At 62.9% G+C, this 21,386-nt stretch carries 16 protein-coding genes; 2 read left to right on the top strand and 14 right to left on the bottom strand.

Annotated features, from left to right (window positions below):
- From BBF93_RS02215 to BBF93_RS02155, 13 genes are all read right to left on the bottom strand, one after another.
- Positions 1-355 (bottom strand): GTP-binding protein (locus BBF93_RS02215; RefSeq protein WP_199288431.1); only part of this gene is annotated, 355 nt, incomplete at its 3' end.
- Positions 356-391: 36 nt separating this feature from the next.
- Entirely contained in the window at positions 392-2,515 is a 2,124-nt protein-coding gene (gene fusA, locus BBF93_RS02210; protein WP_114104834.1) for an elongation factor G, read from the bottom strand.
- Positions 2,516-2,602: 87 nt separating this feature from the next.
- A complete protein-coding gene (rpsG, locus tag BBF93_RS02205; RefSeq protein ID WP_035594174.1) occupies positions 2,603-3,073 on the bottom strand; it encodes a 30S ribosomal protein S7 in 471 nt (156 codons plus the stop codon).
- A gap of 14 nt (positions 3,074-3,087) precedes the next feature.
- A complete protein-coding gene (gene rpsL, locus BBF93_RS02200) occupies positions 3,088-3,459 on the bottom strand; it encodes a 30S ribosomal protein S12 (RefSeq protein WP_011647831.1) in 372 nt (123 codons plus the stop codon).
- Between the two features lie 433 nt (positions 3,460-3,892).
- A complete protein-coding gene (gene rpoC / locus BBF93_RS02195) occupies positions 3,893-8,104 on the bottom strand; it encodes a DNA-directed RNA polymerase subunit beta' (protein WP_035594171.1) in 4,212 nt (1,403 codons plus the stop codon).
- Between the two features lie 112 nt (positions 8,105-8,216).
- A complete protein-coding gene (gene rpoB / locus BBF93_RS02190; RefSeq protein WP_114104833.1) occupies positions 8,217-12,356 on the bottom strand; it encodes a DNA-directed RNA polymerase subunit beta in 4,140 nt (1,379 codons plus the stop codon).
- Positions 12,357-12,509: 153 nt separating this feature from the next.
- On the bottom strand, positions 12,510-12,890 hold the full coding sequence (gene rplL / locus BBF93_RS02185; RefSeq protein ID WP_035594168.1) for a 50S ribosomal protein L7/L12: 381 nt from the start codon (positions 12,888-12,890) through the stop codon (positions 12,510-12,512).
- Positions 12,891-12,948: 58 nt separating this feature from the next.
- On the bottom strand, positions 12,949-13,464 hold the full coding sequence (gene rplJ / locus BBF93_RS02180; protein ID WP_035594165.1) for a 50S ribosomal protein L10: 516 nt from the start codon (positions 13,462-13,464) through the stop codon (positions 12,949-12,951).
- Between the two features lie 392 nt (positions 13,465-13,856).
- Complete coding sequence (rplA, locus tag BBF93_RS02175; RefSeq protein ID WP_035594162.1) at positions 13,857-14,552, bottom strand: 50S ribosomal protein L1; 696 nt, start codon at positions 14,550-14,552, stop codon at positions 13,857-13,859.
- Positions 14,553-14,557: 5 nt separating this feature from the next.
- Positions 14,558-15,004: a 50S ribosomal protein L11 gene (rplK, locus tag BBF93_RS02170; RefSeq protein WP_035594161.1), complete on the bottom strand. Its 447-nt coding sequence runs from the start codon at positions 15,002-15,004 to the stop codon at positions 14,558-14,560.
- Between the two features lie 198 nt (positions 15,005-15,202).
- Positions 15,203-16,039: a M48 family metallopeptidase gene (locus BBF93_RS02165; protein WP_051612204.1), complete on the bottom strand. Its 837-nt coding sequence runs from the start codon at positions 16,037-16,039 to the stop codon at positions 15,203-15,205.
- 113 nt (positions 16,040-16,152) lie between these two features.
- Positions 16,153-17,502 (bottom strand): hypothetical protein, encoded by a 1,350-nt coding sequence (locus BBF93_RS02160; protein WP_114104832.1) that lies wholly within the window; start codon positions 17,500-17,502, stop codon positions 16,153-16,155.
- Positions 17,499-18,923, bottom strand: coding sequence for a hypothetical protein (locus tag BBF93_RS02155; protein ID WP_114104831.1), 1,425 nt, complete (start codon positions 18,921-18,923; stop codon positions 17,499-17,501). The genes BBF93_RS02160 and BBF93_RS02155 overlap by 4 nt, the downstream gene beginning before the upstream one ends.
- A gap of 107 nt (positions 18,924-19,030) precedes the next feature.
- On the opposite strand from BBF93_RS02155, the gene BBF93_RS02150 reads away from it, so the two are divergent.
- Both BBF93_RS02150 and BBF93_RS02145 read left to right on the top strand, forming a co-directional pair.
- Positions 19,031-19,846: an RNA methyltransferase gene (locus tag BBF93_RS02150; RefSeq protein ID WP_114104830.1), complete on the top strand. Its 816-nt coding sequence runs from the start codon at positions 19,031-19,033 to the stop codon at positions 19,844-19,846.
- Entirely contained in the window at positions 19,843-20,739 is an 897-nt protein-coding gene (locus BBF93_RS02145; protein ID WP_114104829.1) for a class I SAM-dependent methyltransferase, read from the top strand. The genes BBF93_RS02150 and BBF93_RS02145 overlap by 4 nt, the downstream gene beginning before the upstream one ends.
- Before the next feature lie 24 nt (positions 20,740-20,763).
- Here the strand turns inward: BBF93_RS02145 and BBF93_RS02140 are convergent, their stop codons facing one another.
- On the bottom strand, positions 20,764-21,297 hold the full coding sequence (locus BBF93_RS02140) for a hypothetical protein (RefSeq protein WP_114104828.1): 534 nt from the start codon (positions 21,295-21,297) through the stop codon (positions 20,764-20,766).
- Positions 21,298-21,386 lie beyond the last annotated feature (89 nt).

Below are 21,386 nucleotides of genomic sequence, written 5' to 3'. Positions count from 1 at the left end.
GCTCGCGGGTCTGCGGCATCGGGCCGTCAGCAGCCGAGCACACCAGGATCGCGCCGTCCATCTGGGCCGCGCCGGTGATCATGTTCTTCACATAGTCAGCGTGGCCGGGGCAGTCGACGTGCGCATAGTGACGGTTGGCCGTCTCATATTCCACGTGCGCGGTGTTGATCGTGATGCCGCGTGCCTTCTCTTCCGGCGCCGCGTCGATGTCGGCATATGCCTTCGCCGTCGCACCGCCAGACTTCGCCAGCGTGATCGTGATCGCTGCCGTCAGCGTCGTCTTGCCGTGGTCAACGTGGCCAATCGTGCCAATGTTCACGTGCGGCTTCGTACGCTCAAACTTTGCCTTGCCCATCGGGCCTCTCCTCTAGTTCTAGTACAAGGGGCTCGATTAGGAGCCCGAGACTTCCTGAATGATCTTCTGTGCTTCAGCGCGCGGAACTTCGTCATAGTGATCGAAGAGCATGGTGAACTGAGCGCGGCCCTGAGACATGCCACGCAGCGTGGACACATAACCGAACATGTTCACCAGCGGCACCATCGCCGTGATCGCAGTGGCGTTACCGCGGGCTTCAGAGCCCTGGATCTGGCCACGGCGGGAGTTCAGGTCGCCAATCACGTCGCCCATATAGTCTTCCGGCGTGACGACTTCCACTTTCATGATCGGCTCCATCAGGCGCGGATCACCCTTCCCTTTCAGCTCGCGGAACGCGCCGCGGGCCGCAATCTCGAAGGCGAGAACGCTGGAGTCGACATCGTGGAACGCGCCGTCTGTCAGCGTGGCCTTGAAGTCGGTAACTGGATAGCCAGCCAGGAGACCGTTCTCCTTGGCCATTTCCAGGCCTTTCTGGACGCCGGGGATGTATTCCTTCGGAACCGCGCCGCCAACGATCGCGCTGACGAACTGGAAGCCCGAACCAGCTTCAAGCGGCTCGAAGGTCAGCTTGATGCGGGCGAACTGGCCGGTACCGCCGGACTGTTTCTTGTGCGTGTAGTCGATCTCTGCCGAACGGCCGATCTTCTCACGATAAGCCACCTGCGGCTGGCCGATATTGGCCTCAACCTTGAACTCGCGGCGGAGACGGTCGATCAGGATGTCGAGGTGAAGCTCGCCCATGCCTTTCATGATCGTCTGACCGGACTCGAAATTGGTTTCGACGCGGAAGGACGGGTCTTCGGCAGCCAGACGCTGCAGACCAACCGACATCTTTTCCTGGTCAGCCTTCGATTTCGGCTCAACCGCGATCTCGATAACCGGATCGGGGAAGGTCATGGTTTCGAGGACGACCGGCTTGTTGGGATCGCAGACCGTATCGCCGGTCGTGGTTTCCTTGAGACCGGCGAGCGCCACGATATCGCCAGCGAAGGCTTCCGTGATCTCGTCCTGCTTGTTGGCGTGCATCATGACCATCCGGCCCACGCGCTCGCGCTTGCCTTTGGTCGAGTTGAGGAAGGAGTCACCCTTCGACAGCGTACCCGAATAGATCCGGGTGAAGGTCAGCGTGCCCATATAGGGGTCGTTCATGATTTTGAACGCCAGGCCCGAGAAAGGCTGCGCATCATCGGCAGACCGCTCGATATTCCGCGTCTCGGTCTCGTCGCCCGGGGCAAAGCCCATGTAGGGCGGCACATCGAGCGGGCTCGGCAGGAAGTCGACCACAGCGTTCAGCATCGGCTGGACGCCCTTGTTCTTGAACGCAGAGCCGCACAGGACCGGCATGAAGGACAGCGTCAGCACGCCCTTCCGGATCAGCTTGCGCAGCGTATCCATGTCCGGCTCTTTACCTTCGAGGTAGCCTTCCATAGCCGCGTCGTCCATTTCGACAGCGATCTCGATGAGCTTGCCGCGCCATTCTTCGGCCAGAGGCCGCAGGCTGTCGCGGATTTCGCGCACTTCCCAAGTCGCGCCGAGGTCTTCACCGGCCCACACCCATTCTTTCATGGTGATGAGGTCGATATGGCCTTCGAGCTGGTTTTCCGAACCGATCGGCAGCTGGATCGGCGCCGGCGTTGCGCCGGTGCGATCCTTGATCATGCGAACGCAGTTGAAGAAGTCAGCGCCGATCTTGTCCATCTTGTTGACGAAAACGATGCGCGGAACCTTGTAACGGTCAGCCTGGCGCCAGACAGTTTCGGTTTGCGGCTCAACACCGGCGTTGGCGTCCAGCACGCAGACTGCGCCATCGAGAACGGCCAGCGAGCGCTCGACTTCAATGGTGAAGTCAACGTGCCCGGGGGTGTCGATGATGTTGAAACGGTATTTCGGCGACAGCGCCGTGGAGCCGTCTTCGGTGCGTTCCCAGAAGGTGGTCGTGGCAGCCGACGTGATGGTGATGCCGCGCTCCTGCTCCTGGACCATCCAGTCCATGGTGGCCGCGCCGTCATGCACTTCACCGATCTTGTGCGACTTGCCGGTGTAGTAGAGGATACGCTCTGTGGTCGTGGTTTTGCCGGCATCAATGTGGGCCATGATGCCGAAGTTGCGGTATCGCTCCAGCGGATATTCGCGGGCCATGAGATCAAACCTTCGTTTCTGCTTCCCGGAAGGAAGGGTGGGTCACTCGCCGGGCGAGGTAACCCTGCCGCCCGGCGATTGTACTTGTTACCAGCGGTAGTGGGCGAACGCCTTGTTCGCATCCGCCATGCGGTGGGTGTCTTCGCGCTTCTTGACCGCGTTGCCGCGGCCTTGGCTTGCATCCATCAGCTCGCCGGCAAGACGCTCACGCATCGTGTTCTCGTTGCGGCCGGCAGCGGCAGATGCCAGCCAGCGGATCGCCAGCGCCTGACGGCGCTCGGTGCGGACTTCAACCGGAACCTGGTAGGTGGCACCACCGACGCGGCGCGAGCGCACTTCAACGGCCGGAGCGACAGCTTCGAGCGCATTGTGGAAGACTTCGACCGGGTTCTTTTTCGAACGGGTTTCGACCAGATCGAAGGCACCGTACACGATGCGCTCGGCGACGGACTTTTTGCCGTCGCGCATGATCTGGTTCATGAATTTGGTAACGACGATGTCCTTGAACTTCGGATCCGGCAGGACCTGGCGCTTCTCGGCACTGTGACGACGGGACATGAGCCTCTAGCCTCTTACTTCGGTTTCTTCGCGCCGTAATGCGAACGGCGCTGTTTACGGTTCTTGACGGGCTGGGTGTCGAGCGCGCCGCGCACGATGTGGTAGCGCACACCCGGAAGGTCTTTCACGCGGCCGCCGCGGATGAGCACAACGGAGTGCTCCTGAAGGTTGTGGCCTTCACCGGGGATGTAGCACAGCGATTCAAATCCGGAGGTCATGCGCACCTTGGCCACTTTCCGGAGTGCCGAGTTCGGCTTCTTCGGGGTCGTGGTGTAAACACGGGTGCAGACACCGCGGCGCTGAGGGCAAGCCTTCAGGGCGGGGGTCTTGGTACGGGTGCGCTTTGGCTCGCGCGGATTGCGGATCAGCTGCTGAATCGTGGGCATTCGGGCCTACTGTCTCTTCGTACGTTGCGGCCCGGGGGCCTATAATGACGTGTGCCCCGAAGGCCCTCAATCGGGCTTCCGGGACGAGCGGAAATTGGGGGTCAGCTTCGCCGGAACATTGCTGTTTCGGTGCGGCACTGGACGAAAAGCCCATTTGCCTCTCTGACGATCCGGGGCGTGTAGACTCGCGCGCGCGGCGCGTCAAGGGCGCTGGCGCGGCTTTCCGCATGGCGGCATGTCGTTCTTGTATCGAATCAGAACGGAGACAGGCCGCCCCAGCTTTCAAAGCACATCCAGGCAATCAGCCCGACTGCGGCAATCGCGCAGAGTATGCCCGCAATCTCAGTCCGCCCTGCCCTCATGATCCATGCCCGAAAGTGAAAAAGCCTGCCATTGCTGGCAGGCTTTTCCGTTTGGTTCAAGTCAGCCTGGGTTATTCGCCGGCCGTGTCCTTCTCGGGGGCCGGCAGGCTGACGAGGGTGATCCCCTCCTCCGCCTTGGCCATAGCGGCGGCGCGCTTTGCCTTCAGCTTCTGGTCGCGTTCGGCAGCCACACGGCGATACTGGCGGATACCACCACCCGTACCGGCCGGGATCAGGCGGCCCACGATGACGTTCTCCTTGAGGCCGTCGAGCGTGTCGACCTTGCCCTGGATCGCTGCCTCGGTGAGCACGCGGGTCGTCTCCTGGAAGGAGGCGGCCGAGATGAAGCTCTTGGTCTGCAGCGAGGCTTTGGTGATGCCCAGCAGCAGCGGAGTCGCCGTGGCTTCGCGCAGGTCTTTCTTGCGCGAGCGGCGGATGGCCTCATTGGCCTCCTCGAACTCGATCGCATCGATGTGCTCGCCGGTGATGAACGGCGTATCGCCGCCCTCGGTGATCTCGACCTTCTGCAGCATCTGGCGAACGATCACCTCGATGTGCTTGTCGTTGATCGGCACGCCCTGCAGACGGTAAACCTTCTGCACTTCCTCGGTGAGGTAGTTGGCGAGCGCTTCCACGCCCAGCGTCGAGAGAATGTCCTGAGGCGCGGGGTTACCGTCCATCAGATACTCGCCGCGCTTGATGAAGTCGCCATCCTGCACCGCAAGGTGCTTGCCCTTCGGCACCAGATAGTCGATCGGCTCGCGCCCTTCCTCGGTCGGTACGATCGTGACCTTGCGCTTGTTCTTGTAGTCGCGGCCGTATTCGACGCGGCCATCGACTTCCGCGATGATCGCATGGTCCTTGGGACGGCGGGCTTCGAAGAGTTCGGCCACGCGCGGCAGACCGCCCGTGATGTCCTTCGTCTTGGCACCGCCCGTTGCGACGCGGGAAAGCGTGTCACCCGGCTCGATCCGGTCACCATCGGAGACCGAGAGGATCGCGCCCACGGAGAGGACATAGCTTGCCGGCGAACCGTTGGGCAGTTTCACCGGTTTGCCATTGGCGTCCACGATCTGGATCGTCGGCTTGAGGTCAGCAGACTTGGAACTCGTCCGCGGGTCAACGACCACGCGCGCCGAAATACCGGTCGCTTCGTCAGTCTCTTCACGAACCGTCTGGCCATCCACCAGGTCGATGAAACGAGCTTCACCGCCAACTTCGGACACGATCGGTTGGGCGAAGGGGTCCCAATCGGCAAGCAGCTTGCCGGGGGCAACCTTGTCGCCATCCTTGATCATCAGGCGCGTACCATAGGCCGGGCGGAACGACTGGCGCGTGCGGCCGTCGGCGTCCACGATCTCGACCTGCATACGGCGGCCGACAACCACGATCGTCTTGTCCTTGCGGGTAACGATCTCGGCATCGGTAAAGCGCACGGTGCCTTCGAAGCTGGCTTCCAGCGACGACTGGTCGGCCACCTGGGCCGCGCCGCCGATGTGGAAGGTACGCATCGTCAGCTGGGTACCCGGCTCGCCGATGGACTGGGCAGCGATCACGCCGACAGCCTCACCCCGGTTGACCAGCGTACCGCGCGCGAGGTCGCGGCCATAGCACTGGGCACAGATGCCGTTCTTGGTTTCGCAGGTCAGCGGCGAACGCACTTTCACGCGGTCGACAGAGGCAGCGTCGATCTGGGCGGCCACGTCCTCGTCCACATAGGTGTTGGCCGGAACAACAAGCTTGCCGTCGGCGCCCTTTATGTCTTCGGCAATCACGCGGCCGAGGATACGCTCGTTCAGCGAGACCACAACGTCAGCGCCTTCCATCACGGCCGTGATGTCGATGCCCTTCTCGGTGCCGCAATCATCTTCATTGATGATGCAGTCCTGGGCCACGTCGACGAGACGGCGCGTCAGGTAACCGGAGTTTGCTGTCTTCAGAGCGGTATCGGCCAGACCCTTACGGGCACCGTGGGTCGAGTTGAAGTACTCGAGAACGGTGAGACCTTCCTTGAAGTTCGAGATGATCGGCGTCTCGATGATCTCGCCCGAGGGCTTGGCCATCAGGCCGCGCATACCGGCGAGCTGCTTCATCTGGTTCTTCGAACCACGTGCGCCCGAGTCGGCCATCATGAAGATCGAGTTGATCTGTTCCTTGCCCTTCTTGATCTGGACCTTGGAGGCAGACTCCATCATGGCGTCAGCCACCTTGTCGGTGCAGCTCGACCAGGCATCAACGACCTTGTTGTATTTCTCGCCGCGCGTGATGAGACCGTCAGCATACTGACGCTCATAGTCGGACACGAGATCCTTGGTCGCGTCGACCAGTTTCTTCTTCGCTTCCGGAATGACCATGTCATCCTTGCCGAAGGAGATGCCGGCCTTGCAGGCTTCACGGAAGCCGAGCTCCATCATCTTGTCACAGAAGATCACCGTCGCCTTCTGACCGCAGAGGCGGTAGACTTCGTCAATGATCTTGCCGATGGCTTTCTTGGAAAGCACGGTGTTGACGAGTTCCGGACCGATCGCTTTCGAACGCGGCAGGATGTTCGCCACCATGTAGCGGCCCGGCGTCGTGTCGATGATGCGGCGCTCCGGTTTGCCTTCCGAATTGACGCCATCATACAGCGCCTTGATCTTCGAATGCACGGTAATCAGGCCGGCGTCGAGGGCGTGTTCGATCTCGGCGAGGTCTGCGAAGACCATGCCCTCCCCCGGCTCGCCCTTACGGTCGAGCGAGAGGTAGTAGAGGCCGAGGATGATGTCCTGAGACGGAACGATGATCGGTTTGCCGTTAGCGGGCGAGAGGATGTTGTTGGTCGACATCATCAGCACGCGGCATTCCAGCTGGGCCTCAAGGCTCAGCGGAACGTGGACTGCCATCTGGTCGCCGTCGAAGTCTGCGTTGAACGCAGCGCAGACGAGCGGGTGCAGCTGGATGGCCTTGCCTTCGATCAGTTTCGGCTCGAACGCCTGGATGCCAAGGCGGTGAAGCGTCGGCGCGCGGTTCAGGAGAACCGGGTGCTCACGGATAACCTCGTCGAGGATATCCCACACTTCCGGCTTCTCTTTCTCCACGAGCTTCTTCGCAGCCTTCACCGTGCCGGCGAGACCCTTGGCGTCGAGGCGCGCATAGATGAACGGCTTGAACAGCTCCAGCGCCATCTTTTTCGGCAGGCCGCACTCATGCAGCTTGAGGTTCGGGCCGACCACGATGACCGAACGGCCAGAATAGTCGACGCGCTTGCCGAGCAGGTTCTGGCGGAAGCGGCCCTGCTTGCCTTTCAGCATGTCGGAGATCGACTTCAGCGGGCGCTTGTTGGTGCCCGTGATCGTGCGGCCGCGGCGGCCGTTGTCGAACAGGGCGTCCACCGACTCCTGCAGCATCCGCTTTTCGTTACGGATGATGATGTCCGGCGCACGAAGCTCCATCAGGCGCTTCAGGCGGTTGTTCCGGTTGATCACACGGCGATAGAGATCGTTGAGATCGGAGGTAGCGAAACGGCCGCCATCCAGCGGAACCAGCGGGCGCAGGTCCGGCGGGATAACCGGGATGACCGTCAGGATCATCCATTCCGGTTTCGCTTTCGACTGGATGAAGGAATCCACCACCTTCAGGCGCTTGGAATACTTCTTCGTCTTCAGTTCCGAACTGGACTCGCGCAGCTCCTCGCGCAGCGTCTCGGCCAGCGTCGGCAGGTCGAGGCTCTTGAGGATCTCGCGGATCGCTTCGGCGCCGATCATCGCGGTGAATGCATCTTCGCCCAGGCGGTCCTGCGCGTCCATGTATTCTTCTTCGGTGAGCAGCTGCAGCGGCTCAAGCTCGGTCAGGCCGGGCTCGATCACCACATAGCTTTCGAAGTAGAGCACACGCTCCACGTCTTTCAGCGGCATGTCCACCAGCGTCGCGATGCGGGACGGCAGCGACTTCAGGAACCAGATGTGGGCCACCGGAGCGGCCAGATCGATATGGCCCATGCGCTCGCGCCGGACGCGCGCCAGGGTCACTTCCACGCCGCACTTCTCGCAGACGATGCCGCGATACTTGATACGCTTATACTTGCCGCAAAGGCACTCATAGTCCTTCGTCGGGCCGAAGATCCGCGCACAGAACAGGCCGTCGCGCTCCGGCTTGAACGTGCGGTAGTTGATGGTTTCGGGCTTCTTGATTTCACCAGACGACCACGAGCGGATCTTCTCCGGGCTCGCAATCGAAATACGGATCGCCTCGAAGCTCGGGGCGGGCGTATTGGTGTTGAACATATTGGCGACGTCCTGGCGCATAGGGTGTCTGCTCCTTGGGGCGGGCGTTTATGAGGAGGTCTCTCTCCCCTGCCCTGAATAAATCCGGGTCGGCGAGGCCCCGCCGGTAAGCGGGGCCCTATTTTGCAGAAGTCTACTCGGCGGCCACCGGGGCCTCATCCGTTGCATCGCGCTCCAGGCCATTTTCCTCGAGCAGCTCGACGTTGAGACCGAGCGAACGCATCTCCTTGATAAGCACGTTGAAGCTCTCCGGAATGCCGGCCTCGAAGGTGTCGTCCCCGCGGACGATCGCTTCGTAGACCTTGGCGCGGCCGGCCGTATCGTCCGACTTCACCGTCAGCATTTCCTGCAGCGTGTAGGCAGCGCCATAGGCTTCCAGAGCCCAGACCTCCATCTCGCCGAAGCGCTGACCGCCGAACTGAGCCTTGCCGCCCAGCGGCTGCTGCGTGACGAGCGAGTACGGACCGGTGGAACGGGCGTGGATCTTCTCGTCGACCAGGTGGTGCAGCTTCAGAAGGTACTTGTAGCCAACCGTGACCGGGCGCGTGAACGCCACACCGGTGCGGCCGTCGAACAGGCGGACCTGACCCGACGAGTCGAGACCGGCGCGAACCAGCAGGTCGTTGATGTCGTCCTCGCGGGCGCCATCGAAGACCGGGGTGGCAATCGGAACGCCGTTCCGGAGGTTGCCGGCCAGCTCGATGATCTCCTCATCGCCCTCCGGCAGATCCTGGCTTTCGCCATACGCATGGGTCAGCGAGGCTTTCAGCGCCTTGATGTCATGCTTCTGGTGGTACTCTTCCAGTGCCTTGTCGATGATGTGGCCAAGGCCGCGGCAGGCCCAGCCAGAGTGGGTCTCGAGGATCTGACCAACGTTCATCCGCGAAGGCACGCCCAGCGGGTTGAGAACGATGTCGACCGGCGTGCCGTCTTCCAGGAAGGGCATGTCTTCGAGCGGGTTGATCTTGGAGATAACCCCCTTGTTGCCGTGACGGCCGGCCATCTTGTCGCCCGGTTGCAGCTTGCGCTTCACAGCCAGGAAGACCTTCACGACCTTCATCACGCCCGGAGGCAGATCATCGCCGCGCTGGACCTTCTCGACCTTGTCGTTGAAGCGGGCATCAAGCTCGCGGATCGACGCGTCGAACTGTTCGCGCAGAGCCTGGAGTTCGGCCTGAGCCTTTTCAGACTTCAGCTCGATATCCCACCACTGACGCTGGTTCAGCTCTTCGAGAGCCGCTTCGGCGATCTTGCCGGCCTTGAAGCCTTTCGGACCCGCAGCCGCTTCCTTGCCAACGAGAATGTCGTGCAGGCGCGAATAGGTGTTCCGCTCAAGGATCGACTGTTCGTCTTCCTTGTCTTCCTGCAGCTTCTCGATCTGCTCACGCTCGATCTGCAGGGCGCGCTGGTCCTTGTCGATGCCGTGGCGGTTGAAGATGCGGACATCCACAACCGTACCGGCGTCGCCCGGCGGCACGCGCAGCGACGTGTCGCGCACGTCAGAGGCTTTTTCGCCGAAGATGGCGCGCAGGAGTTTCTCCTCCGGCGTCATCGGGCTTTCGCCCTTCGGCGTGACCTTGCCGACGAGGATGTCGCCAGCCTTCACTTCGGCGCCAACCGCCACGATCCCGGCTTCGTCGAGGTTGCGGAGCGCTTCCTCACCGACGTTGGGAATGTCGCGGGTGATCTCTTCCGGGCCGAGCTTGGTATCGCGGGCGGCAACTTCGAATTCCTCGATGTGGATCGAGGTGAACACGTCGTCGCGCACGATGCGCTCGGAGATCAGGATGGAGTCTTCGAAGTTGTAGCCGTTCCAGGGCATGAACGCGACGAGCACGTTCCGGCCGAGCGCCAGCTCACCAAGATCCGTGGACGGACCGTCGGCGATGATGTCGTTCTTCGACACAACGTCGCCGACCTTCACGATCGGGCGCTGGTTGATGCACGAGTTCTGGTTCGAGCGGCGGAACTTGGCGAGACGGTAGATGTCCACGCCCGACTTGGAGCCTTCCAGCTCGTCGGTGGCGCGCACAACGATACGCATCGCATCGACCTGCTCGACCACCCCTGCCCGGCGGGCAACGATGGCGGCGCGGCTGTCGCGGGCAACGACCGCTTCCATACCGGTGCCGACGAAGGGCGCTTCGGACTTCACAAGCGGCACCGCCTGGCGCTGCATGTTCGAGCCCATCAGCGCGCGGTTGGCGTCGTCATTCTCGAGGAACGGAATGAGCGAGGCAGCCACCGAGACGACCTGCTTGGGCGAAACGTCCATGTACTGAACTTCTTCGCGGGCAACCATGGTCGCTTCGCCAGCCACACGGGCGTTGACGAACTCGTTCACGAGTTCGCCCTTCTCGTTGACCGTCGCGTTCGCCTGAGCAATCGAATAGATGCTCTCTTCCATCGCGGAGAGGTACACGACCTCTTCAGTCAGCTTGCCGTTCAGCACGCGGCGGTACGGGCTCTCGATGAAGCCGTACTTGTTGACGCGCGCATGGGTCGCGAGGCTGTTGATCAGACCGATGTTCGGGCCTTCCGGCGTCTCGATCGGGCAGATACGGCCATAATGGGTCGGGTGAACGTCGCGGACCTCGAAGCCAGCACGCTCGCGCGTCAAACCGCCCGGGCCAAGGGCCGAAAGACGGCGCTTGTGGGTGATCTCGGAGAGCGGGTTGGTCTGGTCCATGAACTGCGACAGCTGCGAGGAGCCGAAGAATTCGCGGACAGCGGCCACAACCGGTTTGGCATTGATCAGGTCGTGCGGCATCACGGTGTCGATATCGACCGCGCCCATACGTTCCTTGATCGCGCGCTCCATGCGCACGAGACCGATGCGGTAGTTGTTTTCCATCAGCTCGCCGACCGAGCGGACACGCCGGTTGCCGAGGTTGTCGATGTCGTCGACTTCGCCCTTGCCGTCCTTCAGGTCGAGGATGACCTTCATGACGCCGATGATGTCTTCGTTGCGCAGGGTGCGCATGTTGTCTTCAGCCGACTCGTACTCGCGCACGGCCACCGAGAGACGCATGTTCATCTTCACGCGGCCAACGGCCGAGAGGTCATAGCGTTCGGCATCGAAGAACAGCTGGCCGAAGAGGGCTTCTGCCGCTTCCTGCGTCGGCGGCTCGCCGGGGCGCATGACGCGGTAGATATCCGAGAGCGCCTCGAAGCGGGTCTCGTTCTTGTCGGCTTTCAGCGTGTTGCGCAGCCAGGGGCCACGGCCACCAGCGTCGATGTCCAGCACTTCGATCAGGTCGATGCCGTAATCGCGCATTTCGGCGATGGTCGCCTCTTCCAGCGCGTCGCCGGCTTCCCCGAAGATTTCCCCGGTTTCCAGATTGACGACATCGCGGGCCAGGAACTTGCCGACGAGGGCTTCGGAGGTGACGAGGATCTCGTCTGTGCCGCTTTCAGCCGTACGCTTTGCCTTGAGCGCGGTGATCTTCTTGCCGGCCTCGGCCACGACCTTGCCGGTCTTGGCGTCGATCAGGTCGAATTCCGGCTTCACACCCTTCCAGGCATCGGCGCGGAAGCTGGTGACCCAGCCCTTCTTGTCGAGGCGGTAGATGGAGCGGGTGTAGAATTGGTCGAGGATCTGCTCGGTGTCATAGCCGAGCGCATAGAGCATCGTCGTCGCCGGCAGCTTGCGCTTGCGGTCGATCCGGATGTTCAGGATGTCTTTCGCGTCGAACTCGAAATCGAGCCAGGAGCCGCGATACGGAATGATGCGGGCGGCAAACAGCAGCTTGCCCGAAGCGTGGGTCTTGCCCTTGTCATGGTCAAAGAATACGCCCGGCGAACGGTGCATCTGCGAGACGATCACGCGCTCGGTGCCGTTGACGACGAAAGTGCCCTTCTCGGTCATCAGCGGGATGTCGCCGAGATAGCATTCCTGCTCTTTCACTTCCTTGACCGAGCGGGCGCCGGTGTCTTCATCAACGTCGAACACCACGAGCTGGAGGCGAACCTTCAGCGGCGCCTGGAATGTCAGGTCGCGCTGGACGCACTCTTCAACGTCGAACTTAGGCTGTTCGAACTCGTAGGAGACGTATTCGAGGGTCGCGCGCTCAGAGAAGTCCGTGATCGGGAAAACCGATTTGAAGACACCGCCCAGGCCATCGTCCGTGCGCTTTTCGCGCGGCGTGTTCATCTGGAGGAAGGCTTCGTAGGACTCGCGCTGGACCTCGATCAGGTTTGGCATTTCGATGGCTTCGGGAATGCGGCCGAAGTTTTTGCGGATACGTTTCTTTTCCGTGAAGGAGAGTGCCATCCCAGGTTCCCAGTCTTTCGGCTTGTCCGCACGCGCGCAGACAGCCTGTGATTAGAACGCGAGTACGCGGCGATCCCCAATGGAGACCGCCGCGCAGATCCTTGAACGGGTGACGCCTCGCGCGAACGCCGCCCGGATGCGAAACCGCAGAGCTTACTTCAGCTCGACTTTTGCGCCTGCAGCTTCGAATTTCTTCTTCATCTCTTCAGCGTCAGCTTTGGCAACGCCTTCCTTGACGGTCTTCGGAGCGCCTTCGACGAGGTCTTTGGCTTCTTTCAGGCCGAGGGCCGGAACGACTTCGCGGACGAGTTTGATGACTTCGATTTTCTTCGCGCCAGCGTCGGTCAGCACGACATCGAATTCGGTCTTCTCTTCAACAGCAGCAGCCGGAGCAGCGCCGCCGCCAGCAGCAGCGACAGCCACCGGAGCAGCAGCAGAAACGCCCCACTTTTCTTCGAGCATCTTTGCGAGCTCAGCGGCTTCCAGAACGGTCAGAGCCGAGAGATCTTCGACAATCTTTTCGAGATTTGCCATGGTTTCAATTCCTGTTTGGTTCGGTTGTTAAGGTCTTGGTGTTGCGAAAACGGGTGTCTTATGCGGCGTCTTTCGACGCATACGCGGACACCACGCGGGCAAGTTGCGAAGCCGGTGCCTGAATGACGCCTGCAACTTTCGTTGCCGGTGCCTGGATGAGGCCGATAAGCTTGCCACGCAGTTGGTCGAGGGACGGCAGTTTCGCGAGGGCTTCGACGCCTTTGGCATCGAGGACCTGCTCACCCATCACGGCGCCGATGATGACGAGTTTCGAATTTTCCTTCGAGAACTCATCGGCCGCTTTTGCAGCCGACACCGGATCCGGCGAGTAGGCGATTGCCACGGGGCCCTGGAAGAGCTCCTGTGCCTTGTCGCCACCTGCCCCGCCCAGCGCGATTTTCGCGAGGCGGTTCTTGACCACTTTGAAGTGCGCGCCGTCCTTGCGGAGCAGGCCACGCAGCTTCGTCATTTCCGCCACGGTAAGACCGGTATAGTGGGTCACGACGACCACGCCCGCCCCTTCGAAAACCCCTTTGAGGTTCTCAAGAGCCGCGCTTTTTCCAGCTTTATCCATTGCGGGTCTCCATTGAGGCGTCCGGACCATCCGGCCGCCCTGGTGATCGCCAAGACTCCCGAAAGAGCCTCAGCGCCTGCCCAGGGATTGGCCTGCCCGGCTTGCACCCCCTGGAAAATTCCAGAAGATTCCGAACCGTATCAACGCCTCACCCCGTCTGCACAGGCGGCCAGATGGCCCTTAGCAACCCCGAAGGGTATGACCTATGGTCTAGGACAGGAAAACGGGAGGCCGCCGATGCATATCGGAGAACTCCCGTCAAGCGGGGGGCATTAACGCTTTTTCCAGAGGTTCGCAAGCCCCTTCCCTCATTTTTTCACAGGGGCAGAAAAAAGCCCGGAGCAGCAAGGCGCTCCGGGCTTCTCCCAATTTCAGTCCCGAAGGGACGAAGATCAGCCTTTGGCTTCGGCCAGGTCGATCATGACGCCGGCGCCCATCGTGGACGACAGGGTGACCTTGCGCACGAACGTGCCCTTTGCGCCCGACGGGCGAGCTTTCACGACAGCGGAGATGAACGCCTGAACGTTCTTCTCGATGTCGGCGTCGGTGAAGCTGGCTTTGCCAACGCCGGCATGAACGATACCGGCCTTCTCGACCTTGAACTCGACGGCGCCGCCCTTGGCGTCCTTGACGGCCTGGGTGACGTTCGGGGTCACGGTGCCGACTTTCGGGTTCGGCATCAGGCCGCGGGGGCCGAGCACCTTACCGAGACGGCCGACGAGGCCCATCATGTCCGGCGTCGCGATCACGCGGTCAAAGTCCATGAAGCCGCCATTGACCTTTTCGAACAGGTCTTCTGCGCCGACGATGTCTGCGCCAGCCGCCAGGGCTTCCTCGGCCTTCTTGTCCTTGGCGAACACGGCCACGCGGACGTCCTTGCCAGTGCCGGCCGGCAGGTTCACCACAGAGCGGACCTGCTGGTCAGCATATTTGGGGTCAACGCCGAGATTGATGGCGATTTCGATCGACTCGTCGAACTTCGCCTTGGCGTTCGATTTCACGAGCTTCACAGCCTCGGAGATCGTGTAAGCTTTCGTCTTGTCGACGGTCTGCTCGATTGCGCGGGTGCGTTTACCTTTGGTCGCCATGTCGCTTACTCCACGATCTGCAGACCCATCGCGCGGGCAGAGCCGGCGATGATCTTGGTGGCTGCGTCAAGGTCGTTGGCGTTCAGGTCTTCCATCTTGACCTTTGCGATCTCGCGGACCTGGTCCATCGTCACTTTGCCGACGGTGTCGTAACCGGGCTTTTTCGCGCCAGAAGCAGGCTTCTTGCCGAGTTTCAGGCCAGCGGCCTTCTTCAGCAGAACCGTTGCCGGCGGCGTTTTGGTGACGAAGGTGAACGACTTGTCCTGATAATACTGGATCACAACAGGGGTCGGCAGGCCTTCTTCCATACCCTGGGTACGGGCGTTGAAGGCTTTGCAGAATTCCATGATGTTGATACCGCGCTGGCCGAGGGCGGGGCCCACTGGCGGCGACGGGTTGGCCTTGCCGGCCGGGATCTGGAGCTTGATCTGCCCCAGAAGTTTCTTAGCCATTTTGTCCTCACAACTTTGGCGAAGGGGCGGTGGTCTTTCGATCCGCCCGGTTTAATACGAGGCTCCGCGGTTCGGCTGGCAGCCTCCCGCAGAAGCGGGGCGTATGGCCGAAAGCCCCTGCCCGGTCAAGCTGCAGGCATGAAAAAGCCCGGAGCGCCTGGCGTCCGGGCCTTTCGCAGAGAGGGGCTGCCCCCTTCCCTACATCATCGCATAGCCGCGCGCATTGATATACTGGCGCAGCTCCTGGGCACGGCGGACCGGATCCGGGTGGGTCGACATGAATTCCGCCGGGCGCTGGCCCTTGGACTGGGCATCCATCAGCTCCCACAGGCGGACAGACTGTTTCACGTCATAGCCCGCATTATACATGTAATCGACGCCGAGGCGGTCGGCCTCCAGCTCATGATTGCGGCTGTAGGGCAGAATGACGCCGAACTGCACCGCCGCCCCGCCGAGCGCGCCGATGGCCGAGCCATACTTGCTGAGCTCCTCGGAAGACGCCACGGCGATCTGGCCGACCATCATGCCGGCCTGCGCCGCCATGGTCACGGACATCCGCTCTGCCGCATGGCGGCCCGTCACATGGCCTGCCTCATGGCCCAGCACAGACGACAGCTGGTCGTCATTCTCCGTCAGCTCGGTAATCCCGCGATAGACGCCCACCCGGTTGCCCGGCATCACGAACGCGTTGACATCATCGGTGTCGAACACCGCCACATCCCACTGTTCATGATCGCGCTTGGCGCCTTTTGCGGTGCGGTTCCAGACATTCAGCACGCGGTTGCGCAGGGCCGAATTGGAAGTCTGCGGCACCTGGCTTTTCATGTCAGACCAGGCGGCGGTTGCCATGCTCGCCACTTCCGCGTCGCCCATTAGCAGGAACTGGCTGCGGCCGGTCTCCGGATTGGTCGTGCAGCTCGACACGAAAGGCAGCACCGTGCCGGCAGCGATGCCGGTGATGATCGCGCGGCGCGACATCCGGATCCTGGGCGCGCCAGCAAGAATCTCGCCGTCAAAATCAATGCGTTCGACCATTTTTCTCTCCCTGAAACCGGCCATGGGAAGGTTAACCCCCCGGCGGTAAATTGCAATTCCAGCCTGCGATCCCTAGGCCCCTGCCCGTGAACCGCTGCTGAATGTGAACGGCCTCAGGGCTCGGCGCCCTCGCCCACCAGAATGGCCGCCTGCTCCACCCAGCCTTCGCGCTTCACGCGGCCATTGAAGTGCAGATAATCGTCGATCCAAGCGATGTTCTCCGGGCTCCAGTCGGCAATCTGATCGAAATGATAGATGCCCAGCGAGTTCAGCACTTCCTGAATGCGCGGGCCGATGCCGCCGATCAGGGTCAGGTCGTCCGGCGCGCCTTCTACCGGCCGCTCCAGGGCCAGCGGCCGGGCGGGCACCACATCGGCCGCCCCTCCGGCATCGGCCAGCGCATCTTCTTCCTCAAGCCGGCCGAGGATGGTTTCCGCAGCAAACGCGCCCTCATCTTCTTCTTCGTTCTCGTCTTCGAAACCTTCATCATCGCCGTCTTCATCCCCGGCGATGTCTTCCAGCTCGTCATAGGCCTCATCAACCTCAGCGGCCTCATCGAGCGCTTCCCCGGTCTCGTAGTCGGTCTCCACCTCGAACGCCTCGCTGGCGGTCTCCTCGTCCTGCGCAGCGATTTCATCGGCGACGCTTTCCTGGTCCCCTTCAAAATAGGCCAGCCGGCCTTCCAGATAGCGGTTGCGCCAGCGCAGACGGGCCAGTTCTTCCTCGGGCGACTCCTCATCAGCCTTCGGCTCGGCGGGGGCGATCGCTGCGGCCACCCGGGCCGGCTCTTCCGCCTCGGGCGCGGGCGCCGCCGGGGCGGGCTGGGCAGCCACTTCGTTTTCCAGCGCCTTCACGCGAAGCGCCAGATACGAGACTCTCCAGGCCAGCTTGGGGTCTGCCTCGGCGGCGGGGGGCGCCTCAGCCTGAACAGGCGCAGGCACGGGCGCCGCTGCCGCAGCGGCCTCTGCGCGCGCCACTTCGGCGTCCGTCAGCGCCCGGCGGGCTTCGGCCAGCTCTGCTTCAAGCCCGGCAACCTGATCTTCAAGCTCCTGGGTGCGCAGCATCGCGGCCCCGTCAATCGCAGGCACCGCCGCCATTTCCGGCGCCGGCGCCAGCACGGGCGGCGCGGCCTTCAGCGCGTCGAGTTCAGCCCGCGCCGCGCGCAGGGCCGAGAGGGTTTCGGCAAGCCGCTGTTCCAGCGCCGGGTCAGCCTGGGGCGAGACCTGCGCTGCCTCGAAGGCCTGCGCCCCGCCCTGCCCCGCCAGCAGCTTGCGCTGGGCGGCAAACAGGCGCTCGATCTCGTCACGCGCTTCGCTGAGCTCCACTTTCGTCACATCGCGGTCGACTTCCGCCCGGCGCAGACGCCCGGTCAGCAACATGCCGCGGAGCGACCAGCCCAGCAGCAGTGCCACGAGCGCTGCCCCGGCCAGTGCGATCCACATATGCGCCACAAGCCAGGTCATTCTCCGCTCCGTTCCAAAACTCTGATGTCTACCGGCCGGGCCGCTGCCGTGTCCGCGTCAGCTTCCTGATTAGCCGCCTCGCCGCCAGGGCGACTATAGCTGATAGCAGCCAGCTGCGCGCGGGGCACCCCTGCCGAAACAAGGAAATCCACCAGTTCGGACGCCTGCACATTTCCGGCAGCGACAACCTCGAACCGCTCAGACGCGCCACAGCGGCGGATGATCCCGGCAACCTGGTCGAGCTGCGGGCCGCTTTCGCGGGCAATGGCCGCGCCGCCATGGATGAAGCGGATCTGTCCGGCGGCAAGCGCCGCGCGAAGCTCTCCCTGGCAGTCCATTCCCGCGTCCTCTGCAGACATCGGCAGGACATTTCCGGACATTTCCTGGACACTTTCGGACATTTCGGCGCCAATCGCCGTCTTCCAGCGGCCTGCGACGCGCGCCATGTCGTCCTTCAGGTAATAGAGTGTGCTGGGCCGCGCCTCGCCGTCGAAAATGAACACGCCGCCCGCCGCATCAAACGCCATCTCACCGGCGCGGAACTTCGCAAATTCCGGCAACCCGGCCAACGCGCCGGTGAGCCAGCCTTCAGGCATCCCCGCGCCAGCCGTCATCTCGTCACGGATCTCGCCGGCAAAGCCCTCCTCGGCCGCCGCCAGCAATTGGCGCCGCTCGCCCTCATCGGAGATCGTGCCCGACAGCGTCAGGACATTGTCCTCAACGCGCGCGCGCCAGCGAATGTCGCCGGTCAGAAGCGGCTCTCCGCGGAAGGGCGCGGCCACGCCCGACACCGCCCTGGCGATCTCCGCCCGAAGGGCCGGATCAGCCACCTCGCCGCGCAGCACCAGCCGGTGATCGGTGAGGGTCACCTCCCCTTGGTCCATCTGCGCAAGCTGTTTCAGCGCCAGCCGGGCCATCCCCTGGAAGTTGCCTGCCGGCGCGCCGGCGGCCAGCTGCATCTCGTTATCCACCGCGGCGCGGCCCACAAGGCGGGCGTCCTCCACCAGCGTCGCCTGGATCGCCTTGGAGGGCACCAGGCCGGACAGCACGATCCGCCCTTCCTGCGTCTTGGTGGCCCGCCACACATAGGGGGAAACCGGCGGGGCCGCGTCGGCCCGGTTTTCCACCAGGGTCACGCCGCCAAAGATCACGCCGCCGGGCCCGCTGCTGCGCCGCACGAAGCGCGCCGCTTCAGTCACCGCATCATGGGAAGGCGCCGCGCCGGTGATGACGGCCCGCTGGCCATCGATGCGAACGCTGGCCCAATCGGCCCCGCCTTCGGCAAGCGCCGCCTTGGCCCGCGCCTCAAGCCGCGCTTGGAGGTTTACAGCGCTCTGTGGGGATTGGTAGATGCCCCACCACATAAGGAAAGGCAGGGCCAGGAGGGCGAGCCCCCCAATAAGGTAGTCAAGCAGGCGCATGACGTCGCTGACCTCCCAAAACCAGTACCCCCACAGCACTCTCTCGGGCGAGGCATGCCCTAACCCTTAACTGATCGCAAGATGAACCAGTCAGGCCCAACCCGGCGATGAAACAGCCCCTCGAACTGATCACCAGCCCCTCCAATCCGCTGATCAAGACCTTGAAAGGCCTTGAACGCAAGAAGGAGCGCGCCGAAACCGGCCTCTTCCTGGCCGAAGGTGCCCGGATTGTCAGCGAGGGCCTGGCCCGCGGCTGGCAGCCGGAAACCGTGATTATTGCCGCCGATATGGCAGAACGGCCACAGATCCGTGACCTGGCGCGCGACGCGGCAAAGGCCGGCGCCCGCGTGGTGATGGCGCCTGAGCGGCTGATGAGCAAGATCACCCAGAAGGACAACGCCCAGAGCGTGGTCGCCGCCTTCCGCCAGCGCCATCTCAGCCTTGCGAACCTGCCCGCGCCCAAGACCGCCCCCCTCTACATCGCCCTCTATGAAGTGCGCGATCCCGGCAATCTCGGCACCATCCTGCGCACAGCAGACTGCGCCGGATTGAGCGGCGTCATCCTGGTGGGCACCTGCTGTGATCCTTACAGTTTCGAGGCCGTGCGGGCGTCCATGGGATCGGTGTTTGACGTGCCCTTTGCCCATGCAGATTTCGACAGTTTCAACACCTGGCGCAAGGGCGCCGGAATGCGCCTCAGCGCTGCATCTGTAAACGGGACCGTGCGTCATGACGGGGCTGATTTCACCGGCGGATCCATCATCCTGATGGGCAATGAACAGGCCGGCCTGCCCGGCTGGGCGGAAGCAGCCTGCGACACGCTCTGCCTCATCCCCATGCGCGGCGGGGCCGACAGCCTCAACCTTGCCCAGGCCAGCGCCGTCATGATCTATGAGGCCTGGCGCCAGCGGGGCTATGCATGACCATGAAGACCGAAACCCGCCTGCTGATTGCCGATGACTGGGAAGACTATGCCCTGCTCGATTCAGGTCACCTGCAAAAGCTGGAACGCTTCGGCAGCCAGACCGTAATCCGGCCCGATCCGCAGGCCTTCTGGGAACCGGCCCGGCCGGTGCAGAGCTGGAAGGCAGACGCCCGGTTCGTCACCAAGGCGCAGGATGAAGACGGCGCGGGGCAATGGGAAGCGCTCTCCCCACGCGCCGCCGAAAGCTGGCCGATGCGCTGGAACGGCCTCACCTTCACCGCGCGCCGCACCGCCTTCCGCCATATGGGCGTGTTCCAGGAACACTCCGTCCACTGGCGGTTTGCGCAGGACCAGATCCGCGCCGTAAAACGCCCACTGAAAGTGCTGAACCTCTTTGGTTATACCGGCATGATGTCGCTCGCCTGCGCGGCGGCCGGCGCCGAAGTCGTCCATCTCGATGCCAGCCCGAAATCCAACGGCTATGGCAAGGACAACCAGGCCCTCTCCGGCCTTGATGACCGCACCATCCGCTGGATTGCCGATGACGCGATGAAGTTCGTCGCCCGGGAAATCCGCCGCGGCAGCAAGTATGACGGCATCGTGCTCGACCCGCCGAAATTTGGCCGCGGCCCCAAGAACGAAACCTGGCGCTTCGAAGAGAGCCTGCCCGAACTGCTCGACGGCGTGCGCGACCTCCTGAGCGAGGAACCGCAGTTCGTCATCGCGACCGCCTATGCTGTCCGCCTCTCCTATCTCGCCGTGGCCCAGGCCCTCGGCGACCGGCTGAAGCCCTATGGCGGCGTGATGGAGATGGGTGAAATGGCCCTGCCCCAGCAGGGGTCTGACCGCCTGCTGCCTACCGCGCTCTATGCCCGGTGGCGGGCGGCCTGACGCCGCCCTGACCCGCCCTGGGCGCTAGAGCGCCTTGCTGCCCGGGATTCTCGCCCGCTCACGCTCGACCCAGCCTTTTCCGCCGGGGACGACTTCCATCCCCTGCCAGGGCTCATTCTTGCAGATGACATCACGGGCGCGCGCCACCGCATGCCCGATGATCGGGTAGAAGGCTGTGTCTTCGTCCTGCCCGAAGGCGTTGCCTTCGAAATCATAGCGCGTGCGCTGGCCCATCATCACACTATCCCGCGCGCAGTTAAGCGTCGCATACGGATATTCCTGCCAGGCCACATACCGGCCTTCGAAGGAAACCTCATCCGGCCTGTAGACGTAGACCATCCTGAAGAAGGCAAGGTCTCCCTCGCGCACGGCCGGCTGGCCGATAAAGACGGCGAAGCGCTCGTCCTGCTGAATGATCTTGCGCCATTCCGGCGCCGGCAGGTCCGGAACCGCTGCAAGTGGCGCTGGCGCGGGCGGAGGCGGCGCACTGGCACACGCCGCAACGAGGCCCGCCACGGCAAGCCCCGCCAGCATCTTCAGGGATCGGTTGAGGGTCATATTGATCTCCCATGTGATGGATGATCCCAGAATGCCAGACCAAGCCCCCCTGTAATCCCCCTCAACAGGGGGGCTGGCACAGCCCTGAG

Source organism: Hyphomonas sp. CACIAM 19H1 (genome assembly GCF_003325995.1).
Taxonomy (GTDB): domain Bacteria; phylum Pseudomonadota; class Alphaproteobacteria; order Caulobacterales; family Hyphomonadaceae; genus Hyphomonas; species Hyphomonas polymorpha.
This window is presented reverse-complemented; position numbering and strand designations above follow the sequence as displayed.

Coding starts and splice junctions, on each gene's coding strand:
- fusA (WP_114104834.1), bottom strand. CDS start 2,515: ATGGCCCGCGAATATCCGCTGGAGCGATACCGCAACTTCGGCATCATG.
- rpsG (WP_035594174.1), bottom strand. CDS start 3,073: ATGTCCCGTCGTCACAGTGCCGAGAAGCGCCAGGTCCTGCCGGATCCG.
- rpsL (WP_011647831.1), bottom strand. CDS start 3,459: ATGCCCACGATTCAGCAGCTGATCCGCAATCCGCGCGAGCCAAAGCGC.
- rpoC (WP_035594171.1), bottom strand. CDS start 8,104: ATGCGCCAGGACGTCGCCAATATGTTCAACACCAATACGCCCGCCCCG.
- rpoB (WP_114104833.1), bottom strand. CDS start 12,356: ATGGCACTCTCCTTCACGGAAAAGAAACGTATCCGCAAAAACTTCGGC.
- rplL (WP_035594168.1), bottom strand. CDS start 12,890: ATGGCAAATCTCGAAAAGATTGTCGAAGATCTCTCGGCTCTGACCGTT.
- rplJ (WP_035594165.1), bottom strand. CDS start 13,464: ATGGATAAAGCTGGAAAAAGCGCGGCTCTTGAGAACCTCAAAGGGGTT.
- rplA (WP_035594162.1), bottom strand. CDS start 14,552: ATGGCGACCAAAGGTAAACGCACCCGCGCAATCGAGCAGACCGTCGAC.
- rplK (WP_035594161.1), bottom strand. CDS start 15,004: ATGGCTAAGAAACTTCTGGGGCAGATCAAGCTCCAGATCCCGGCCGGC.
- BBF93_RS02165 (WP_051612204.1), bottom strand. CDS start 16,039: ATGGTCGAACGCATTGATTTTGACGGCGAGATTCTTGCTGGCGCGCCC.
- BBF93_RS02160 (WP_114104832.1), bottom strand. CDS start 17,502: ATGACCTGGCTTGTGGCGCATATGTGGATCGCACTGGCCGGGGCAGCG.
- BBF93_RS02155 (WP_114104831.1), bottom strand. CDS start 18,923: ATGCGCCTGCTTGACTACCTTATTGGGGGGCTCGCCCTCCTGGCCCTG.
- BBF93_RS02150 (WP_114104830.1), top strand. CDS start 19,031: ATGAAACAGCCCCTCGAACTGATCACCAGCCCCTCCAATCCGCTGATC.
- BBF93_RS02145 (WP_114104829.1), top strand. CDS start 19,843: ATGACCATGAAGACCGAAACCCGCCTGCTGATTGCCGATGACTGGGAA.
- BBF93_RS02140 (WP_114104828.1), bottom strand. CDS start 21,297: ATGACCCTCAACCGATCCCTGAAGATGCTGGCGGGGCTTGCCGTGGCG.